Annotated in this window: 15 protein-coding genes, 1 other RNA gene and 1 other annotated feature; of the genes, 1 reads left to right on the top strand and 15 read right to left on the bottom strand. The window is 44.4% G+C overall.

Annotated elements, in window-relative coordinates:
- Positions 1 to 11 precede the first annotated feature (11 nt).
- Positions 12 to 1,358, top strand: a complete 1,347-nt coding sequence (locus NQ556_RS04725) for an MATE family efflux transporter (RefSeq protein ID WP_008371835.1) — start codon at positions 12 to 14, stop codon at positions 1,356 to 1,358.
- A gap of 149 nt (positions 1,359 to 1,507) precedes the next feature.
- Here the strand turns inward: NQ556_RS04725 and NQ556_RS04720 are convergent, their stop codons facing one another.
- The 15 genes from NQ556_RS04720 to glgX form a co-directional block, all read right to left on the bottom strand.
- The gene (locus NQ556_RS04720; protein ID WP_008371838.1) at positions 1,508 to 2,170 is read right to left on the bottom strand and encodes a Crp/Fnr family transcriptional regulator; all 663 of its coding nucleotides are present in this window, start codon (positions 2,168 to 2,170) and stop codon (positions 1,508 to 1,510) included.
- 485 nt (positions 2,171 to 2,655) lie between these two features.
- Positions 2,656 to 3,681 (bottom strand): tRNA preQ1(34) S-adenosylmethionine ribosyltransferase-isomerase QueA, encoded by a 1,026-nt coding sequence (gene queA / locus NQ556_RS04715; protein ID WP_008371840.1) that lies wholly within the window; start codon positions 3,679 to 3,681, stop codon positions 2,656 to 2,658.
- 19 nt (positions 3,682 to 3,700) lie between these two features.
- The gene (gene pheT / locus NQ556_RS04710) at positions 3,701 to 6,121 is read right to left on the bottom strand and encodes a phenylalanine--tRNA ligase subunit beta (RefSeq protein WP_008371842.1); all 2,421 of its coding nucleotides are present in this window, start codon (positions 6,119 to 6,121) and stop codon (positions 3,701 to 3,703) included.
- Positions 6,122 to 6,389: 268 nt separating this feature from the next.
- Positions 6,390 to 7,409, bottom strand: coding sequence for a phenylalanine--tRNA ligase subunit alpha (pheS, locus tag NQ556_RS04705; RefSeq protein WP_008371846.1), 1,020 nt, complete (start codon positions 7,407 to 7,409; stop codon positions 6,390 to 6,392).
- Between the two features lie 216 nt (positions 7,410 to 7,625).
- Positions 7,626 to 7,846: a binding site (T-box leader), on the bottom strand.
- 124 nt (positions 7,847 to 7,970) lie between these two features.
- Positions 7,971 to 8,804: a YihY/virulence factor BrkB family protein gene (locus NQ556_RS04700; protein ID WP_008371849.1), complete on the bottom strand. Its 834-nt coding sequence runs from the start codon at positions 8,802 to 8,804 to the stop codon at positions 7,971 to 7,973.
- 115 nt (positions 8,805 to 8,919) lie between these two features.
- Positions 8,920 to 9,100: non-coding RNA, 6S RNA (gene ssrS / locus NQ556_RS04695), on the bottom strand.
- Positions 9,101 to 9,187: 87 nt separating this feature from the next.
- Positions 9,188 to 9,661 carry a cyclic pyranopterin monophosphate synthase MoaC gene (moaC, locus tag NQ556_RS04690; protein ID WP_022220750.1) on the bottom strand — a complete coding sequence of 158 codons (474 nt, stop codon included), beginning with the start codon at positions 9,659 to 9,661 and terminating at the stop codon, positions 9,188 to 9,190.
- 14 nt (positions 9,662 to 9,675) lie between these two features.
- Entirely contained in the window at positions 9,676 to 10,611 is a 936-nt protein-coding gene (locus NQ556_RS04685; RefSeq protein WP_008371852.1) for an MOSC domain-containing protein, read from the bottom strand.
- 8 nt (positions 10,612 to 10,619) lie between these two features.
- Positions 10,620 to 11,594: a GTP 3',8-cyclase MoaA gene (gene moaA, locus NQ556_RS04680; protein WP_044998967.1), complete on the bottom strand. Its 975-nt coding sequence runs from the start codon at positions 11,592 to 11,594 to the stop codon at positions 10,620 to 10,622.
- Between the two features lie 18 nt (positions 11,595 to 11,612).
- Positions 11,613 to 12,644, bottom strand: coding sequence for an XdhC family protein (locus NQ556_RS04675; RefSeq protein WP_022220751.1), 1,032 nt, complete (start codon positions 12,642 to 12,644; stop codon positions 11,613 to 11,615).
- Between the two features lie 10 nt (positions 12,645 to 12,654).
- A complete protein-coding gene (locus NQ556_RS04670) occupies positions 12,655 to 12,927 on the bottom strand; it encodes a hypothetical protein (RefSeq protein WP_055246508.1) in 273 nt (90 codons plus the stop codon).
- A complete protein-coding gene (locus NQ556_RS04665) occupies positions 12,891 to 13,235 on the bottom strand; it encodes a hypothetical protein (RefSeq protein WP_022220753.1) in 345 nt (114 codons plus the stop codon). The genes NQ556_RS04670 and NQ556_RS04665 overlap by 37 nt, the downstream gene beginning before the upstream one ends.
- Before the next feature lie 18 nt (positions 13,236 to 13,253).
- The gene (gene thrC, locus NQ556_RS04660; RefSeq protein ID WP_008371864.1) at positions 13,254 to 14,744 is read right to left on the bottom strand and encodes a threonine synthase; all 1,491 of its coding nucleotides are present in this window, start codon (positions 14,742 to 14,744) and stop codon (positions 13,254 to 13,256) included.
- Positions 14,745 to 14,849: 105 nt separating this feature from the next.
- Complete coding sequence (locus tag NQ556_RS04655) at positions 14,850 to 17,168, bottom strand: VaFE repeat-containing surface-anchored protein (RefSeq protein WP_008371866.1); 2,319 nt, start codon at positions 17,166 to 17,168, stop codon at positions 14,850 to 14,852.
- Between the two features lie 96 nt (positions 17,169 to 17,264).
- Positions 17,265 to 19,349 (bottom strand): glycogen debranching protein GlgX, encoded by a 2,085-nt coding sequence (glgX, locus tag NQ556_RS04650; protein ID WP_022220755.1) that lies wholly within the window; start codon positions 19,347 to 19,349, stop codon positions 17,265 to 17,267.
- Position 19,350: the final 1 nt, after the last annotated feature.

Raw genomic sequence — 19,350 nt, 5'->3', positions numbered from 1 at the left:
GGAAATATTCTATGTCAAAATATTCTGCAAAACTGATGACAGAAGGCTCCATCTGGAAGCGTATCGTTGCTTTTGCGATCCCGCTTTTCTGGGGAAACCTTTTTCAGCAGCTATATAACACCGCCGACTCTCTGATCGTTGGAAATTTTCTTGGAAGCTCTGCACTTGCCGCTGTCAGCTCTTCCGGTAATCTGATCTTTCTTATGGTCGGTCTTTTTAATGGAATCGCCATCGGATCCGGTGTCATCGTCGCCAAATATTACGGTGCCAGAGACATTCCGAATCTGCAGAAGTCCATCCATACAACCGTTGGCTTCGGACTGATCTGCGGCGTGATCCTTACCATTGTCGGTATCATTGCCGCACCACAGATCCTGGTGCTTATGGGAACACCGGAGGCGGTACTTCCAAACTCGATTACTTATTTCCGGATCTACTTTACCGGCTCACTTGCCTTTGTCATGTACAACTTCTTTGTCGGCATTCTGCAGTCCGTCGGTGACAGTACCCATCCTCTGATCTACTTAATCGTTTCTTCGGTAACGAATATCATTCTTGACCTTGTACTGATCGCAGGTCTTGGATTTGGAGTAGGTGCTGCCGCTTTTGCAACTGTCATTTCACAGTTTTTAAGTGCTATCCTCTGTATGGTGCAGCTGCTTCACAGTCCGGAGGAGTTTCGGCTTCATCTGAACCGGATCAATCTGGATTCCTATATGCTCCGCCAGATCATTTCTTATGGTCTGCCCGCAGGACTCCAGAACTCGATCATTTCTCTGGCAAATGTATTCGTCCAGGCAAATATCAACCAGTTTGGGGAAATGGCGGTTGCCGGATGTGGTTCTTATATGAAGATCCAGGGATTTGGATTCCTTCCGATCACCTGTTTTGCACTGGCACTTACTACTTTTATCAGTCAGAATCTGGGAGCAAAAGAATATGAGCGTGCTAAAAAGGGCGCTGTATTCGGTGTGATCTGTTCCCTTACGATCTCTGAGCTGCTCGGTATCTGCGTGCATTTTACCGCTCCACAGCTTCTATCTGCTTTCAGTTCCACCGCAGAGGTTATCCGCTACGGAACCATGCAGGCTCATACGGATACCTTTTTCTACTTCCTGCTTGCTTTTTCACACTGTATGGCAGGAATCATGCGCGGAGCCGGTAAATCCACAGTCCCGATGTATGTTATGCTGGTATGCTGGTGTCTGATCCGCGTTTCTTATATCGTGATCATTTTAAAATTCATCCCGTCCATTCAGATGATCTTCTGGGCTTACCCGATGACCTGGGCGCTCAGTTCCATTGCTTTTCTGATTTATTTTCTAAAGTCAGACTGGATACACGGACTGGAAAGATAAATTCCACAAATTTATACTTGACTCATCGTATACAAAAAACCATTACAGGATCTGATGAAATCACATCTCTCCTGCAATGGTTTTCTTTTATCCTAACCCACATACAGTTTCTCACTGCTGTATCCGTTTTATTTCCATTATTTATCCATTCATATTTCCGTTTCGTCAAGAATACGGAAATGTTTCCTGTCTACTTCGATCAGCCTGTCTTTCTGCATCTTCCCAAGCTCATTTGACATCGCGGACCTGTCTACATTCAGATAATCTGCAAGCTGCTGCCGGTTGAACGGGATGTCAAATTCTTTCTTCCCGTTTTCCATAGCCTGATAAGACAGATACGACAGCAGTCTTCCCCGGATTGATTTTGATGAAATATGAAAAATCCGTTTCGACAGACGGAGATTCTTCTCTGCGGAAAGCTTCAGTAGATTTTCAATTAACGTATGATGAAACACACACGAATTGGAACAGACTTTCAGTATCCTTCCCACATCAAGAAACAAAATTCTTGCCTCTTCTGCCGCAACTACATTGACCATCAGCTTCTGCCCCGGAATCGCTGCATATGTTTCTGCAAAAATCTCACCTCTTCCAGCCCGGTCCAGAATGCTGTGATTCCCCCAGATATCATCATTCTCAATGAACACGCTGCCGGCAAGAACCACGCCCATCGAAGTAACCTCATCCCCGGCATGGTAAATGATTTCATCTTTTTTATAAGTCTTTTCTACCGGATTCAGACAGTTCAGCATCTGTCTGGCGTCCTCCTTCGTGACGCCCCGGAAAATTGCTGCCTCCTCAAATATGCCCATTTTCTGCTACTCCTCAATTCTCAATGCATTTCTGTCCGCTTTTTAACCAAATCAAACAGCAAAACAAATTACGAATATCCACCTGACTTTATTTTCCAAAGTTATTTTTTCGTTTCTTTCTCTGATATATTCTGCTTAGCCCATCCTCTGTTTCCTTTTGCAATCTTGTTTTTATAGCCTTTTTCGTCTTAGTATGTGCCCGGATTGCTCCATTATTATATAATTCATACTTTTGACGATTACATCATCTTACTATATTTTTGCAAAATCGACAAAGCTGTACTGTTTATCTTTGCCAGATAAAACAACATTCTCTATAGACATTCATTCAATAAGATTTTTAAACTCAATCGTTTCCAACCTATACAAAAAACGGAGAACAAGATTTTTCAAAGTTGTACATGACTTGAACAATCCTGTTCTCCGGTTAATATCTTATGATTTCCTGCTCCCTGACATAACCTCACATTTGTCAGATTCTGCGTCTATTCTATAAACATCGCATCCCCAAAGCTGAAGAATCGATATCTCTCTTTAACTGCTTCTTCATATGCCGCAAGCACATGCTCTCTTCCGGCAAGCGCACTTACCAGCATGATCAGCGTTGACTCCGGTAAATGGAAGTTCGTGATCAGGCAGTCCAGTACCTTGAATTTATAGCCCGGATAGATGAAAATCTCTGTCCATCCACTGCACTCTTTTAACTTTCCGTTTTCATCAGCCGCAGATTCTACGGTCCGGCAACTTGTCGTTCCGACGCAGATCACCCGGTGTCCGCTCTCTTTTGCACGGTTGATCTTTTCTGCCTCAGATGCCTCGATCCGGTAGAATTCCGAATGCATATGGTGATCCAGAATATCATCCGCTTTTACCGGACGAAAAGTTCCAAGTCCGACATGAAGCGTTACATGCGCAATCTCCACACCTTCTGCTTTGATTTCTTCCAGAAGCTCCGGTGTAAAATGCAGTCCTGCCGTCGGAGCAGCCGCAGATCCGGAATGCTTTGCATACACGGTCTGGTAACGATTCTTGTCCTCCAGCTGGTGGGTGATGTAAGGCGGAAGCGGCATCTGTCCAAGCTGATCCAGAATCTCTTCAAAAATTCCTTCGTATTCAAAATGGATCAGACGGTTTCCTTCCTCTACAACCTCCAGAACTTCCCCTTTCAGAAGACCGTCCCCGAAGCTGACTCTTGCTCCGGGTTTCATCTTCTTTCCTGGTTTTACAAGTGTTTCCCAGACATCATTTCCTTTTCGTTTTAAAAGAAGAACTTCGACTTTTCCGCCGGTTCCTTCTTTTTCACCGATCAGTCTTGCCGGGATAACCTTGGTATCATTGATCACAAGGCAGTCTCCCGGTTTGAGATAATCTTTGATCTCACGGAAAATGTGATGACTGGTTGCACCGGTTTTTTTATCAAGAACAAGCAGTCTGGAACTGGATCTGTCTTCAAGCGGATCCTGCGCGATCAGCTCTTCCGGTAAATCAAAATAAAAATCCTGTCGTTTCATTCTTTTGACCTCTTTTCGCCTACTTACGAAGCTCGATACCCATTTCCTCCAGTGCCTTTAAGATACGGTTCATAGCAGCTGAAATGTCAGCTTCTTCCAGAGTCTTATCTTTTGCACGGAATGTGATAGAGTAAGCAACAGACTTGAAGCCTGCCTTGATCTGAGCGCCTTCATAGATATCGAACAGCTTATAGCTTTCCAGATAAGCGCCACCCTTGTTCTCAATCACTTCTTCAACCTGTCCTACCAGGATGGATTTTGGCATTACCATACTGATATCACGGCTGACTGCCGGGTATTTTGCAATTCCTTCGTATTTTCTTTCAAATGTTGCAAGCTCTGTGATCTGTGGCATATCAATGACAGCAACGTATGCTCTTTCACCGATTCCATAGATATCAGCAACTTCCGGATGAACCTCACCCATGTATCCGACAACCTTTCCATCGTAAACGATGTTTGCCTGACGTCCCGGATGAAGGAAGTTCTTTCCTGCATTTGGATCATAGGTTTCTTTCTTATGAAGTCCGACTTTTTCAAAGAACTCTTCTACAACACCTTTCATACTGAAGAAGTCTCCATCTCCGTACATTCCAAGTGTAAACTGCATTCTTTCGTCCGGCAGTTCTGTCAGTGGAAGTGCCTTTGGAAGATAAATATTTCCAAGCTCGTACAGACGGACATTTTTATTTCTTCTGTTGTAGTTTGTTGCAAGAGATGTCAGCATACCATTCAGAGATGTTGTACGCATGACACTGTAATCTTCTCCAAGCGGGTTCATGATCTGGATTGCCTGACGCATCGGATCATCCTTGTCGAGGAGGAGCTTGTCAAATACCTTCGGGCTTTCAAATGAATAAGTCATTCCCTGGCTGAATCCACAGAATTCTGCAATATTTCTTGCTACTTCTTCCACACGAAGCTTGAAAGAAAGCTTACCAGTTGTAGCTTCACCTGTAGGCAGTGTAGTCGGGATATTATCATATCCGTAGAATCTTGCTACTTCTTCCGCAAGATCGGCGATACGGAATAAGTCATGACGGAAGGTTGGTGCGATCACTTCTTTTGCTTCTGCATCATATTCCAGGTCGATCTTTTCAAAATATTTGATCATATCTTCTTCCGGGATGTTTGTTCCGAGAAGTGCATTGATCTTGTCGGCATCAAATGGTACACGTACAGGTTCTTTTTTCTTGCTGTATACATCAACCATTCCTCCGACAACTTCACCGGCTCCCATTTCTTCGATCAGCTGGCAGGCACGGTTGATTGCATCCTCTGCATTATTCGGATCCAGTCCCTTTTCAAATTTACCGGATGCATCAGTACGAAGTCCGACTTTCTTACTGGATTTACGGATGTTGGTTCCATCGAAACATGCAGCTTCAAATAACATGGTCTGTACATTGTCAGTGATCATGGAATTTTCGCCACCCATGATTCCGGCAATACCTACCGCTTTTTCGCCATCACAGATCATCAGAACAGAATCATCCATTTCTCTTTCCTGACCATCCAGTGTTACGAATTTTTCTCCTTTATGGGCATTGCGGACGATGATCTGATGACCTGCGATGGTATCCAGATCATAAGCATGCATTGGCTGTCCGTATTCTTCCATTACATAGTTTGTGATATCAACAAGGTTGTTGATCGGACGGATTCCTACGGAAGAAAGTCTTCTCTGCATCCATTTTGGTGAAGGTCCGATCTTGATATTTTTTACGACTCTTGCACAGTAACGTGGGCAAAGGTCTGTATTTTCTACTTTTACTTTGATGTAATCATTGACATCTTCATCATTTCCGGTTGATGTTACAACCGGTGGCTTGAATTCTTTGCGGAATGTAGCTGCAACTTCTCTTGCGATACCAATCACGCTGAAGCAGTCTACACGGTTGGAGGTGATCTCGTATTCAAATACGACATCATCCAGTCCGAGTGCCTTTACTGCACTTTCTCCGACAACTGCGTCATCATCAAAAATGTAGATTCCATATTCCGGTGCTTCCGGGTACATATTTCTGTCTGAACCAAGTTCTTCGATGGAACACATCATTCCGTAGCTGTCGACTCCACGGAGTTTTCCTTTTTTGATCTTGATTCCGCCTTCTACTCTCTGTCCAGGCTCATGTCCGCCCGCAACGCGTCCGCCATCCAGAACAACCGGTACCTTGTCTCCTTCTTTTACGTTCGGAGCACCTGTAACAATCTGTACGATCTCTGTTCCTACATTTACCTGACAGATGATCAGTTTATCTGCGTCCGGATGTTTCTCAATTTTCTCAATCTGTCCTACTACGATCTTATCCAGATCAGCATCCAGCTTTGTAAAACCTTCTACCTTTGTTCCGGAAAGAGTCATTGCATCTGTATATTCCTGCGCTGTTACGTCAAGTTCCGGAACATACGCTTTAATCCATGATAATGAAGTATCCATTTTATATCTCCTTCTGATTTGTTTATAAATTTCCCTTATTCAGACTCCAAAATCCAGCAGCTCTCCGCGCTGCTCTTTGATTTTGTCATACCGTTCGCACATGAAAGTAAATACTCGCTTCGCTCGTGCTTCCTTTTTATTCTGACTCCAAAATCCAGCATCTTTCGATGCTGCCGCAGCTCTCCGCGCTGCTCTTTGATTTTGTCGTACCGTTCGCACATGAAAGTAAATACTCGCTTCGCTCGTGCTTCCTTTCATTGTGTGCTCACTAGAATTGCTTTAAGAATCTGATATCGTTCTCGTAGAGGAGGCGCATGTCGTCGATCTCGTATTTGAGAAGGGCGATCCTTTCAAGTCCTACTCCGAATGCAAATCCAGTGTATTCTTCCGGATCGATTCCGCACATTTCGAGTACGTGTGGGTGAACCATACCACAGCCGAGGATTTCAATCCATCCTGATCCTTTACAGAAACGACAGCCTTTTCCGCCGCACTTGAAGCATGATACGTCTACTTCTGCACTTGGCTCTGTGAATGGGAAATGATGCGGACGGAATTTTGTCTTGGTATCCGGTCCGAAAAGTTCTTTTGCAAATACTTCCAGAGTTCCCTTTAAGTCAGCAAAGGAAATATTTTTATCGATTACCAGCCCTTCGATCTGATGGAAGGATGGTGAATGGGTTGCATCCACTTCGTCAGAACGGAATACTCGTCCCGGTGCGATCATACGGATCGGGAGCTTGCCCTGTTCCATCACACGTGCCTGAACCGGTGATGTCTGGGTACGAAGCACGATGTCTTTGTTGATATAGAATGTATCCTGTTCATCTTTTGCCGGATGATCTGCAGGAATATTCAGTTTTTCAAAGTTGTAAAGGTCATATTCTACTTCCGGTCCTTCCACAACTTCATATCCCATACCGATGAAGATACGTTCTACTTCTTCCAGAGCGATCGTATTCGGATGACGATGGCCTACTGTATTTTTCTTGGAAGGAAGTGTTACGTCAATAACTTCCTGTTTTAATTTTTCTTCACGGATTGCAGCATCCATTTTCTTCTTTGTCTCATCAAGAAGTTCTTCGATAGCAGCTCTTGTCTCATTCACAAGCTGTCCTACCTTCGGACGTTCTTCCGGAGCTACATCTTTCATTCCTTTTAATACGGCTGTCAGTTCTCCTTTTTTACCAAGGAATTTGACACGTACATCATTTAATTTCTCCGGTACATCAGAAGCCTGGATCTGCTTAATGGCTTCCTGTTTGATGCTCTCAAGTCTTTCTTTCATGATATCCTCCTTAAAACTTGTTTTGGCTATTCATTTGCGACTATAACAGGAAATAAAATTTCCTGTGGAAGAAAAAAGAATGTGCTTTGGCACATTCTGGCACCTGCGGCGATCGCTTGTGACATCTTCCTTATACGCCGCAGTGCACATCCTCGCGGAGCGTTTTTATATATTAGGAAAGAACACTTTCCTAATATATAAAAAAAATCGCCCCTAAAAAGGGACGAGATAAATCGCGGTACCACCCTGTTTCCTGCTATTTGAATAACAGGCACTCGGACTGCGTAACGTGCAGGGACGTCGTTTTCTACTTTATTTTCAAAAACGCAGCTCACGTGGGAAATTCGTTTCCTGCCTGAACCGGGGAGAACTTACAGCCGGGGATTCTCCTTCTCTGTCGGAAAACAGTTCACTACTTACACGGTCATTGCTTTTATGATATGTCATATACTTAATTATTGTAACATATGATTTTTTTATGTCAAGCGGTTTTATCTGATAGATTCACCGTTTATCTACGCAAAATCATATTCCGGAACCTGGATGCTGCTTTTTGCAGAACTAATCCTTTTCCAGGATATCCCGCTTTGCATCTACCCAGATACAGTTAATAAGCCCTCCCAGCAGCATCACATACATACAGAAATACAGCCACAGCATCACAAGAATGATCGCCGTCATACTTCCGTACAGACCGGAAAATCCTTTGAAGATTGTCAGATACATTGAAAAAACAAACGAGATCACCAGCCATCCCAGAGAGCAGAAAATAGATCCCAGAATCAGATCCCTGAACGGAAGCTTCCGGTTCGGCAAAAAGTGATATACCAGAAGTGAAATTCCAGTCATAGCAACAAATGAAATCACCGTTCTCAAACGCATGATCATATCCGTCGTCTCCGCAAGAAACGGAATCTTGTGATATATAAAAATACTGATATTGTTACCAAACACAGAAAGTACCAGAGCCATCACGATCGCTGCAATGAACAGGATCGTATAGATGGATGCCCGGATTCTTAAAAATACATAATTTCGTGTTTCACGAAGCTCATATGCACAGTTCAGTCCGGTACTAACTGCAAGTACTCCTTTGCCTGCTGACCACAGTGCTACGATTGCAGTGATTGGAATGACCGTCTTCGACTGGTTATATACTTCATTTACAATGCCAACCATAAAATCCTGCATACTTGTCTCCGGAAACAAATTTACCACTGCAGTCATAACATCTGCTTTTGTCACCGGAGTATATTGTATGATTGCAAGAAGCAGCAAAATAATCGGGATCATACTCAGCACAAAAAAATAAGCAGACTGAGCCGCGTATGCTCCCACATGCTTTTGTGACACCTGCCCTGTAATTTCCCGAATCTTGTTTATCGTTTTCATCATATAATAACTCCATTTATCTTATCGGCAGTTTCATTTTTCAAAATAGTTTATCACATTTTCACTTCTTTGAAAACCCAAAAAAACAGTTGCTCTCGCAACTGTCCTTTATCTTTTGTAGTCCCCCGAAATGCCGTTTTCCGTTTTTTGACTCCTAGCACTCCGCTAGGTGGGCGACCGCATCTGCTTTTCTGCCTTCCCCTGCGCAATGAGGGCCTGACATATTACAGAGATATAAGAATCCCGTTTAAAGTATTGTAGGTTCAAAAATACGGAAGTCTCGAACATTCCAGGTTTTCTAAAGCCTATTATAGACCATCAGCCGTGTTTTTTCAACTGTTAATCGTTGAAGATATTTACTTTTTTTACCAGAAATTAAAATACGTTTAACGTACCCATTTCCCGCTTTTTCCACCGGACTTTTCAAGCAGATGGATTTCTCTGATCTCCATTCCCCGGTCAACCGCCTTGCACATATCATAGATTGTAAGAAGAGCGGTATTTACCCCGGTCAGTGCTTCCATTTCCACACCGGTCCTGCCAGTACATGCCGTGTGGCAGATTGCCCGGAGCCCATGCTCTTCTTCCAGATATTCAAAATCAATCTCGACTTTGGTAAGGTTTAACAGATGGCACAGCGGAATCAGTTCTGCTGTCTTTTTTGCACCCATAATCCCGGCAATTCTTGCTACGCCAAGAACATCTCCTTTTTTCATGCTGCCTTCCTTTACTTTCTGAAAGCATTCTTCCGACATGCGGATCACCCCTGATGCAAGTGCTTCTCTTTTTGTCTCAGCCTTTTCCCCCACATCTACCATCACTGCATTACCATCTTCGTTAAAATGTGTAAATCCACTCATGATTTTTAACCTCTTTATTTTCTGGCACATTCGCCTTCTGTTCCCCGGAGGATTCCAAGCCCATGTCCAAGTTCAGGAAGCAGAAACTCCAGTGCTTCCTGTACTGCTTTGGGACTTCCCGGAAGATTGATGATCAGCGTTTTTTTTCGGATACCTGATACAGCTCTGCTGAACATAGCACGCTTTGTGATCGTCATCGAATAATTCCGGATTGCCTCTGCTATTCCGTTTGCCATCCGGTCACAGACATTTACCGTCGCCTCCGGTGTCCGGTCCCGCTCGGAGAATCCTGTTCCTCCGGTGGTGAAGATCACATTAAGCTGTCTCTGATCAGCCAGTCTGATCAGCTCTTTTTCCAGTTTTTTCTGCTCATCCGGTAATAAAATCGTTTCTTTAATATCATATCCGGCATCTTTCAACATTTCGACAATCATGGGTCCGCTTTTGTCTTCTCGTTCTCCGGCAGAGCCTTTATCACTTAAAGTAATAACTGCCGCTGAAAATGGACGGTCACTTTTCACCTGTTCCATGACAACTTCATCTCCTACCTTGATATGACCTCCGGTGACGACTTCTGCAAAAACGCCCTCTCTTGGCATAATGCAGTCACCCATTCTCTTATAAATCTGACAATGACTGTGGCATTCTTTTCCAATCTGTGTCATCTCAAGTACCACATCTCCGATATGAAATCTTGTTCCAACCGGAAGCGCGCGAAAATCAAATCCCTCCACGATCAGATTTTCACCAAATGCACCATACGCGACTTCTGCCCCTTTTGCACGAAATTCCTGAATCTTTTCATCGGAAAGCAGACTGATCTGACGATGCCATTTTCCACCGTGCGCATCTCCTTCAATCCCCCAGTCCATTTTGACCATGGCTTCACGAACCTCATGTTTTTCGGTTCCTCTCTTTTCACTGATGCAGATTCCCTTCAGTCTTCCCATTTTTATGTTTATCCTCCGATCTGTGACATATTTTTCTGTTCTGTAATAAAATTCTGCTCCTCAAAATGATGCATCTTCGGTTTTCCACGGATCGCCTGTTCGAGACATTTCCGGATTTCTTCTTCCGATCCGTGTCTTGCTGCCTCAAAAACGGAGATAGTATCTGCATAGCACAGACACGCTTTTAACTTTCCGGTTGATGTCATCCGGATCCGGTTACATCTGTCACAGAATTTTCCATGCAATGCACTGATCAGACCGATTTTCCCCTGAAAACCAGGCAGTTGATAATACACAGCAGGTCCGTTCCCAAATCGTCCCTCTAACGGATAAAACTCTCCTTCTATCCCATAAGCTTCTTTCAGTTTTCCAAGCACCCAGGCACCGGAAATGCCATTCTCTGCTCTTCCCTGTCCAATCGGCATCAATTCAATAAAACGGACATCCAGCTTGTTCTTTTTCGCCAACTCTGCCAGACTTTTCCATTCCTCATCATTGACTCCTTTTTGCAGGACCGTGTTGATTTTTACCCGGATCTCGCTTTTTTCTGCCATGAAAATGGATTTTCTGACTCTTTCCAGTTCATCTGCCCCGGTAATCTCCTGATATTTTTCCGGAATCAGTGTATCCAGACTGATATTCACCGCATCCAGCCCCGCTGCAAGAAGATCTTCCAGATTCTCACCCAGAAGAACCCCATTTGTCGTCATTGTTACTTCTTCTGTGCCCGGAATCTGCCGGATCATCCGGATCAGATCTGCGCATCCTTTTCTGACCAGAGGCTCCCCTCCGGTAATCTTAAACCTGGTAATCCCGATCCGGACAGCCTCCCTGCAGATTCGTTCAATCTCCTCATAAGTCAGGATTTCTGACATAGGAATCCACTTTGCGCCATCCGGCATGCAGTACCTGCATCGCAGATTACAGCGGTCTGTGATTGAAATTCTCATATATTCAATTGTTCGTCCATAAGAATCTCTCACAGCCTTTTCCATCCTTTCTTAATTCCAGAGTGGTTCCAGTAACACCTCGATCGTACCGCCGCAGACCATGCCTTCTTCCTCCGCATCATCTCCGGTCATATCCACATATTCTGTCTTTAGTCCTGTATTATTTTCATGCATCATGACTCTCGCTTTTCTTAAAACCTCTGCCTCCATACAGCCGCCTCCGATGGTTCCAACACAGCTGCCGTCTTCCAGGATCAGCATCTTGGATCCCACATTCCTTGGTGCAGAACCCTTTCTTGTAATGATCGTTGCAAGCATCTTCTTTCCCGGATGAACGATATCCAAGATTGCTTCCAGCAAGTCTTTCGGATAACCGCAGACTCTCTTGTTCTGATTCTTTACTTCGATAATCTCTGCCATGATCGCCACACCGATCTCCTCCGGTGTCTCAGCACCGATGTTCAAACCAATCGGACTTTTTATCTCGCCGATTACTTCCTGACTGCATCCTTTTTCAATCAGATTCTGCTTTACCATCGCACTTCTTCTCCGGCTTCCGATCATTCCGATATAAGCATGTTCCTTCCCAACGATCTTCTCCAGACAAACCTGATCATATCTGTGACCTCTGGTCAGTACAACAAAATACGTATCCTTGTCTCCTTCGATCTGATCCAGGGCATCTTCAAACGGCTGGCAGATCACTTCCGTTGCCCCCGCATTTCTGGCATGATCGGCAAACTGCGGACGATCTTCAAGAACCGTGACCTTCCATCCAAGCATAATCCCGATTTTGATCACCGGCACCGATACGTGACCACCGCCACAAATGACCAGATGCTCCTGCCCTCCAATTATATCACAAAACACCTGCTGCTCTCTGATTTCATAAAGTCCGCATTTTTTCAAGTCACCTGCTTCTGAAAAATGTGCTGAAAAGAAACCGTTTTCTTTACTTTCCCAGATTATTTTTTTCTCTGCCAAAATTGCTTTTTCTCCGGCTGCGGATCCTTTTGCCACTGTCAAAAGAACGTAATCCCCCGGCTTTGGTAAATCTTTTAATATCTCAAATACATTTTCCATCAAATCTCATCTACCCTACTACATATTTATTCAGTCTGTCAAATGCTTCTTTTAATACGGTTCCATCCTGAAACGGATCGGAATCTTCCGGCATTTCATCTCTCGCATGACATTTTCTTTTATCCCCATCACATTTTCTCTGCCATGCAATACTTTTATTGTAACAAATTTTTCCGCCAAATGAAATAAGAAGGTGCAGCTCTTTTTGTCTGCACCTTCCCTTTTCCTTTATTTTGTGATCTGATTTTAAAAATACTTTGCATTCAGCTTTTTGACTGTCCATGCAAACCATACCAGTACTGCAAGTACCAGCACTAACATCACCCAGAATAATTTTCCTGTACTCTGCACATAAGTATTATACAGATCTTCTGCGCCGTACAAGATCAGCACTACCGCAAGCACAAGAAGCTTCGGTCCTGCTGCTGCCCTGTATGCTTCCTTATCCTTACACTTCTTTATATTCGTATCTTTTGGTACAAGAATTGATGTATTGATGATTCCTTTGAATTTAAGTTGAAACCATGCATACAGGCTATACAATCCCGCCCCAATACCAATGATCCCGAAAATTCCTTCCATTCCGTTCATTCTTTTGCCTTCTCCTGTCTATTTTACGCCAAGAATATTCTTAACAGTCTGCTCCATCTGATCCACATCACATTCCGTATTGTGACGGATCTCGGCATTCATGATCTCTTTGATGGCATTCGGAAGCTCTGTACCGGATACTTTCTGAAGCTCCTCGATCAGTTTGAAATCATCCTGTCCTTTATACTTCGGATCGATCGCTGACATAACGCTTCCTGCAAATTTGTATGGACTTGCTGTGGATGCGATTACTGTCTTTCTGTCATCTTTACTGTCTTCTTTGTAAGCTTTATACACTGTTGCAGCTACCGCCGTATGGGTATCCATTACATAACCGGTATCTTCGTATATATCATGGATTGTCTTTGCGACCTGCTCTTCTGTCGCATATCCTGCCGCAAAATCAGCCAGGTTTGCTTTCATCTCACCTGTAATCGCGTAACTTCCCTTTGTCTTCAGCTCAGTCATAAGATCCGTATCTTTTCTTGCATCTTCTCCTGAGATCTTGTAGATCAGACGCTCTAAGTTGCTGGAGATCAGAATATCCATGGACGGAGATGTTGTAAGAACAAATTCACGGTTACGGTCATAAGTTCCTGTCTGGAAGAAGTCATAGAGAACTTTGTTCTCATTGGATGCACAGATCAGCTTTGCAATCGGGATTCCCATATTCTTTGCGTAGTATGCAGCCAGAATATTTCCAAAGTTACCGGTCGGTACAACTACATTGATCTCTTCATCTTCCGCAATCTCTTCATTCTGAAGAAGCTTCGCATAAGCATATACATAATATACAACCTGCGGAACCAGACGTCCGATATTGATGGAGTTGGCAGATGAGAACTGGTAGCCTGCTTCATTTAACTCTTTTTCCAGCTCTTTGTTCTCGAACATTGCCTTCACACCGCTCTGTGCGTTGTCAAAGTTACCGTGGATCGCGACAACAGAAGTATTGTCTCCTTTCTGTGTTACCATCTGCAGCTCCTGTACGCGGCTGACTCCGTTCTTCGGATAGAATACGATGATCTTGGTTCCTTCTACATCTGCAAATCCTGCAAGTGCAGCTTTTCCTGTATCCCCGGATGTTGCAGTCAGAATGACGATCTCATTCTTCACCTGATTCTTCTTTGCAGAAGTGGTCAGAAGGTGCGGAAGAATGGAAAGTGCCATATCTTTGAATGCGATCGTTGCTCCGTGGAACAGTTCCAGATAATAAGCATCCTCCACCTTCGCAAGCGGTGCAATCTCTTCGGTATCAAACTTACTGTCGTAAGCCTTTGCGATACAGCTCTTCAGCTCTTCTTCTGTAAAGTCTGTCAGGAATTCCTTCATAACTGTATATGCGATCTCCTGATAGGTCATCTCTTTGAGTTCACCAAGCGACACCGGAAGCTTCGGAATCGAAACCGGTACAAATAATCCGCCGTCATCTGCTAACCCTTTTAAGATTGCCTGGGAAGCTGTTACTGTCTTTTCTGCATCTCTTGTACTCTTATAAAGTAAATTCATGGTTCTCCACCCTTCTTATTCTTTCTGATTCACTTCAGCAATCTGCTAAAGTATTTTCCTATTTAGCGATTATAGCATAAGAACCTTTCAAGTGCAATGCCATCCTTATCTGCGTTTCCACATTCGTCCCCACATCCGGCTCAGAAGAAAACACAGGAGCAGTGCCCCGGTCAGAATAACGCCGATCAAAAATACCAGAATCTTTACATAAGATCCATCTCCTGTTGCAACCGTCTTTGCTTTCTCAGTTTCCTTTGGCTTTTCCGGACTTTCCGGTTTTTCCTCTTCTACCTGCTTTTCCTTTTTATAGGTTACACTCTGTCCTTCGTCCTCCAGATCTGCGTGCACTGCAACCAGCTTCTCTTCCAGATACACTTCCTCAAATACAACAACCTGTTCTCCGTTAAGCTTCGTTGCATCAAACGTAAATTCCATCTGAAGTTCTCCGGAATCTGTATCCGGGATCAGCTTTTTCTCTGCGGTCACTTCTTTTCCATCCTGAAGAACCGGCTTTTTGGTCTCCTTATCCATTAATGTGCCTTTAACTACATATTCTTTTCCAATCTCCAGATTTTTCCATTTTACCCGATCTATGACCGTTACCTGTTCTGTCCGTTTCCCGTTATGCGTTCCCGTTTCCCGGTCAGATGCTCTTGTCCCGATCTCCGGTACGGGATGTTCATCATTTGTCAGTGTCCCCAGATCAATTACTCGCATTTCCTTTGTTACTTCCACCTCAAACGCAGGAATCAGCATCCGGTCTTCATTATTTTTACAAGACAATTCTTCCACCAGATACGTTCCATAAAGAAGCGCTCCTCTTGTATTATCCGGAGTTCCTTCCCCAAACCAGATCCCGTCTTCACTTGTCTTCCCCTCATTCGTGTTGACAGTATGTGGATTCCAGTATGCTCCCGTCGAGGCCTCCCCGTTTTTGTCCGTCAGGATCACATGGCTTTCCCCTGTCGCCTTGGATGTGATCTGAAATGGAATATCTGACAGTCTCTTAAGTGTCTTATCCGCTGCTTTCACCAGCTTTAAATCTCCGCGGATGATCTTTTCTTTTATTTCTACCGGATTCCATATTTTCAGGGCTTTATTGCTTCCATTTTGCTCCGTTCCAGTCCTAATACAATGTGTAACGGTGTCCACCAGATATCCTTCCGGCGCATGCATCTCCCATACTGTAATCGTTCCAAGCGGAAGCTCATTATTTTCAAAAAACGGATCCCCGCTGATCAGGTGCGCCTCATCCATCCGGACCACACCATCCGCATCCGACTTCAACTTCCAACTCCTGAGCGGCACCTTCACACCGATCTCATTTTGATTGTCAAAAAAGCTATCAAAAAATGCTACATGAAATTCTGCTCCCGCAAGAGAAAGTCCTGCCTGCGCCTGCCCTTTCCCTGTTTCCGCATCCTGCTTTCGGATCAGGATTTCCACCTTTGTCTTTTCCGGTTCATCCTGACACTCATAGGTCACGGTCTGTCCGGCATTCACCGTGATCTGCCGCAGCTTTGTGTCCAGTACATAGCCTTTCGGTGCTTTAGTCTCTTTGATGTCATAGGAACCCTCCGGCAGATTTTCTGCCTTCCCATATCCTTTCTTGTCCGTCCGGATTACGCAGACTGCCTCGGATGTCCCACTTTTACAGACGGTATACTCTGCCCCTTCCAGTGAGTAGAGCTGATTATCAGCCGTAATCTCTGACCTTGCAGAGCTCTTCATGATCTCCAGGCTTCCGTTATGGGTTGTCTTAAAAAGATATACCGTTGATCTGGATTTTGCCACAAGCTGTGAAATCTGATTACCACTCGACGGGATAGATGCCGAATGCCAGAACCGGTTATCGTTGCTATTATCTCCCCAGAAAAATCCGATATGGCAGTCTGCATCTTCTTCCTCCCAGGAAACCGGCTCAAAATAGATCACATCTCCTTTTTGCGCTTTTCCGCCCGCAAGCAGCTCCTCAATGGTGTTGTAATGATAGGATTCCACGGCATTGTCTGTCATCCAATGAAACCAGTTGCTCGCATTGACCTTGCCGCCACGGAGACTTCCTTTGTCAATTTCTGACAGATCCGCTCCACATTTTTCCAGAACATAAGCGACAAACCCGGTACAGTTCATTGCCCCATTTCCACCGTAGGCTCCGTTCGGACGCATGCAGTTCTCTGCTGTCAGAGGATATCCGCTGTAAGGCGTTCCCAGATAATAACCGTCCTTTTCGTGGTTTTTTAACTCCTCAAGCACTTTTCCCGGCTCTGCTCCTAATTTTTCATCAAGTTTTACAATCGTTTCTTTCTTTGCGATTCTCTCTGCTGAGTTTGCAGATACGACAGGCATACTGCTGCCCGACAATGATACTACCGCCAGAATCACACTTAGTATTCCGGCAAAATGATTCTTCATATATTTCATAAAAGTTTCTCCTTCTGCCTTTTCAGGTCAGAAAAGAGAATATAAAAGACGAGTACCCTTACTATAAAGGAAGAGTACCCGCTTGTCAATAGCATTTTATTGTTGATCTGCCTCCAGAACGATCACACTTCTCGGTCCCACAAGAATTCTTTCCTCCGAAATCCGTACCGGATTCTGATAAATTTCCTGCTTTTTATCTCCAGTATTTACCGCCACATGCCAACTATATCCGCCCGGAAGTTGTGGAAGTTCTATCCAGACACCTTCCCAGTATGGATTCATCAGAAGATACACACAGTCTTCTTTTGCCATTTTGTTATCATATCCGGCAAACATGACTGCCGCCGTCCGGATCTCCGGTCTGGAAAAATCCAGTTTCCACGGCACTTCACCGTGAAAGCTGATCTCCGGAAATCCAAGACTGCTCGCCCCTGCATCTCCTGTGATCGACGGATGCCGTTTCCGAAATGCCGTCATATAAGCACAAAAATCAAATACATCCTGAAACTTTTCTTTTCTTGTCCAGTCCAGCCAGGAAATCTCGTTATCCTGACAGTAGGCATTATTATTCCCGAACTGAGTATTGCCAAACTCATCACCTGCAAGGAACATCGGTGTCCCTCTGCTGCAAAGCAGGACCGCAAAAGCATTTTTCATCATCCGATGGCGCAGTTCAACAACCATCACCTGATCAGTGTCCCCCTCTGCCCCACAGTTCCAGCTCCGGTTATCGTCACTTCCATCAAGATTTCCCCATCCATTAGCCTCATTATGCTTCTGGTTATACGAATAAAGATCATACAGGGTAAATCCATCATGGCAGGTCAGAAAATTCACAGAAGCATGTTTTCCGCGGATTCTGGTATCATAGATGTCCGGAGAACCGGCAATTCTCTGAAGCGCTGCTCCTGCTGCCCAAAGTCCCCCTTTTAAATATTCCCGCACGTCATCCCGGTATCTTCCGTTCCATTCTGACCATCTGCGGAATGCCGGAAAACTTCCGACCTGATAAAGTCCGCCGGCATCCCACGCCTCCGCGATCAGCTTTGTGTCTGCAAGCAGCGAATCATAGGCAAGATTCTTTACGAGTGGTGGATTTTCCATCGGTGACCCATCCTCATTTCTTCCCAGGATCGAGGCAAGATCAAACCGGAAGCCGTCCACCCGGTACTCTGCCACCCAGTATCGCAGACAATCCTGGATCATTTTGATCACCACCGGATGATTACAATTCACAGTATTTCCACAGCCACTGAAATTATAATATTTTCCATCGGGTGTCAACATATAATAAATCTGATTGTCAAATCCTTTAAACGAAATAAACGGTCCGCATTCATTTCCTTCTGCCGTATGGTTAAACACCACATCCAGAATTACTTCAATCTGGTTATCATGCAGTTCCCGGATCAGTTCTTTTAATTCTACTCCTTCCCGGTTGTATTCCGTTGATGCTGCATAGCTCGTATTCGGCGCAAAAAAGCTGACTGTATTATACCCCCAGTAATCAATCAGTTTCTTTCCATCAACCTCACGGCTCCCCTGCAGTTCATCAAATTCAAAGATCGGCATTAGCTCCACCGCATTAATCCCCAGTGTTTTCAGATAAGGAATTTTTTCTTTGATTCCGGCAAAGGTTCCAGGATGACGGACACTTTTGTCCATCTTCGTGAATCCCCTGACATGCATCTCATAGATGATCAGTTTTTCCATCGGGATCTTATCCGGCTTTTCACTGCCCCAGAAGAAATTATTCCGGACTACTCTGGCACGATATCCCCCTGTATTTAGTGCTTTTCCCCATACACTCTGTCCGGTAACTGCCTTTGCATACGGATCCAGTAAAATATGCTTTTTATCAAACAGCAGACCTTCCTTTGGTTTCCACGGTCCATCCAGTCTGTACGCATATTCAAATTCTTCAATATCCAGTCCGAATACCATCATGGAAAATACATCCCCAATCCGGCAGTTTTCCGGGAATGGGATCACCGCATAAGGTTCCGGTTCCTTTCTGTGAAACAGAAGAAGTTCACATGTCACAGCCCCTTTTGAATGCACTGTAAAATTAACTGCCGACTGAAATGCAGTCGCACCCTCATCACGATACAGTCCGGGACAGATTTCAAATCCATTTACATTTTCTGTCGGAACCCATCTTGGCATCATTTCTTCCAGCATT

Source organism: Coprococcus comes ATCC 27758, assembly GCF_025149785.1.
In the GTDB taxonomy this organism is placed as follows: domain Bacteria; phylum Bacillota; class Clostridia; order Lachnospirales; family Lachnospiraceae; genus Allocoprococcus; species Allocoprococcus comes.
Note: the sequence above shows the minus strand (reverse complement) of the source record. Positions and strands in the feature narration are given on the sequence as shown.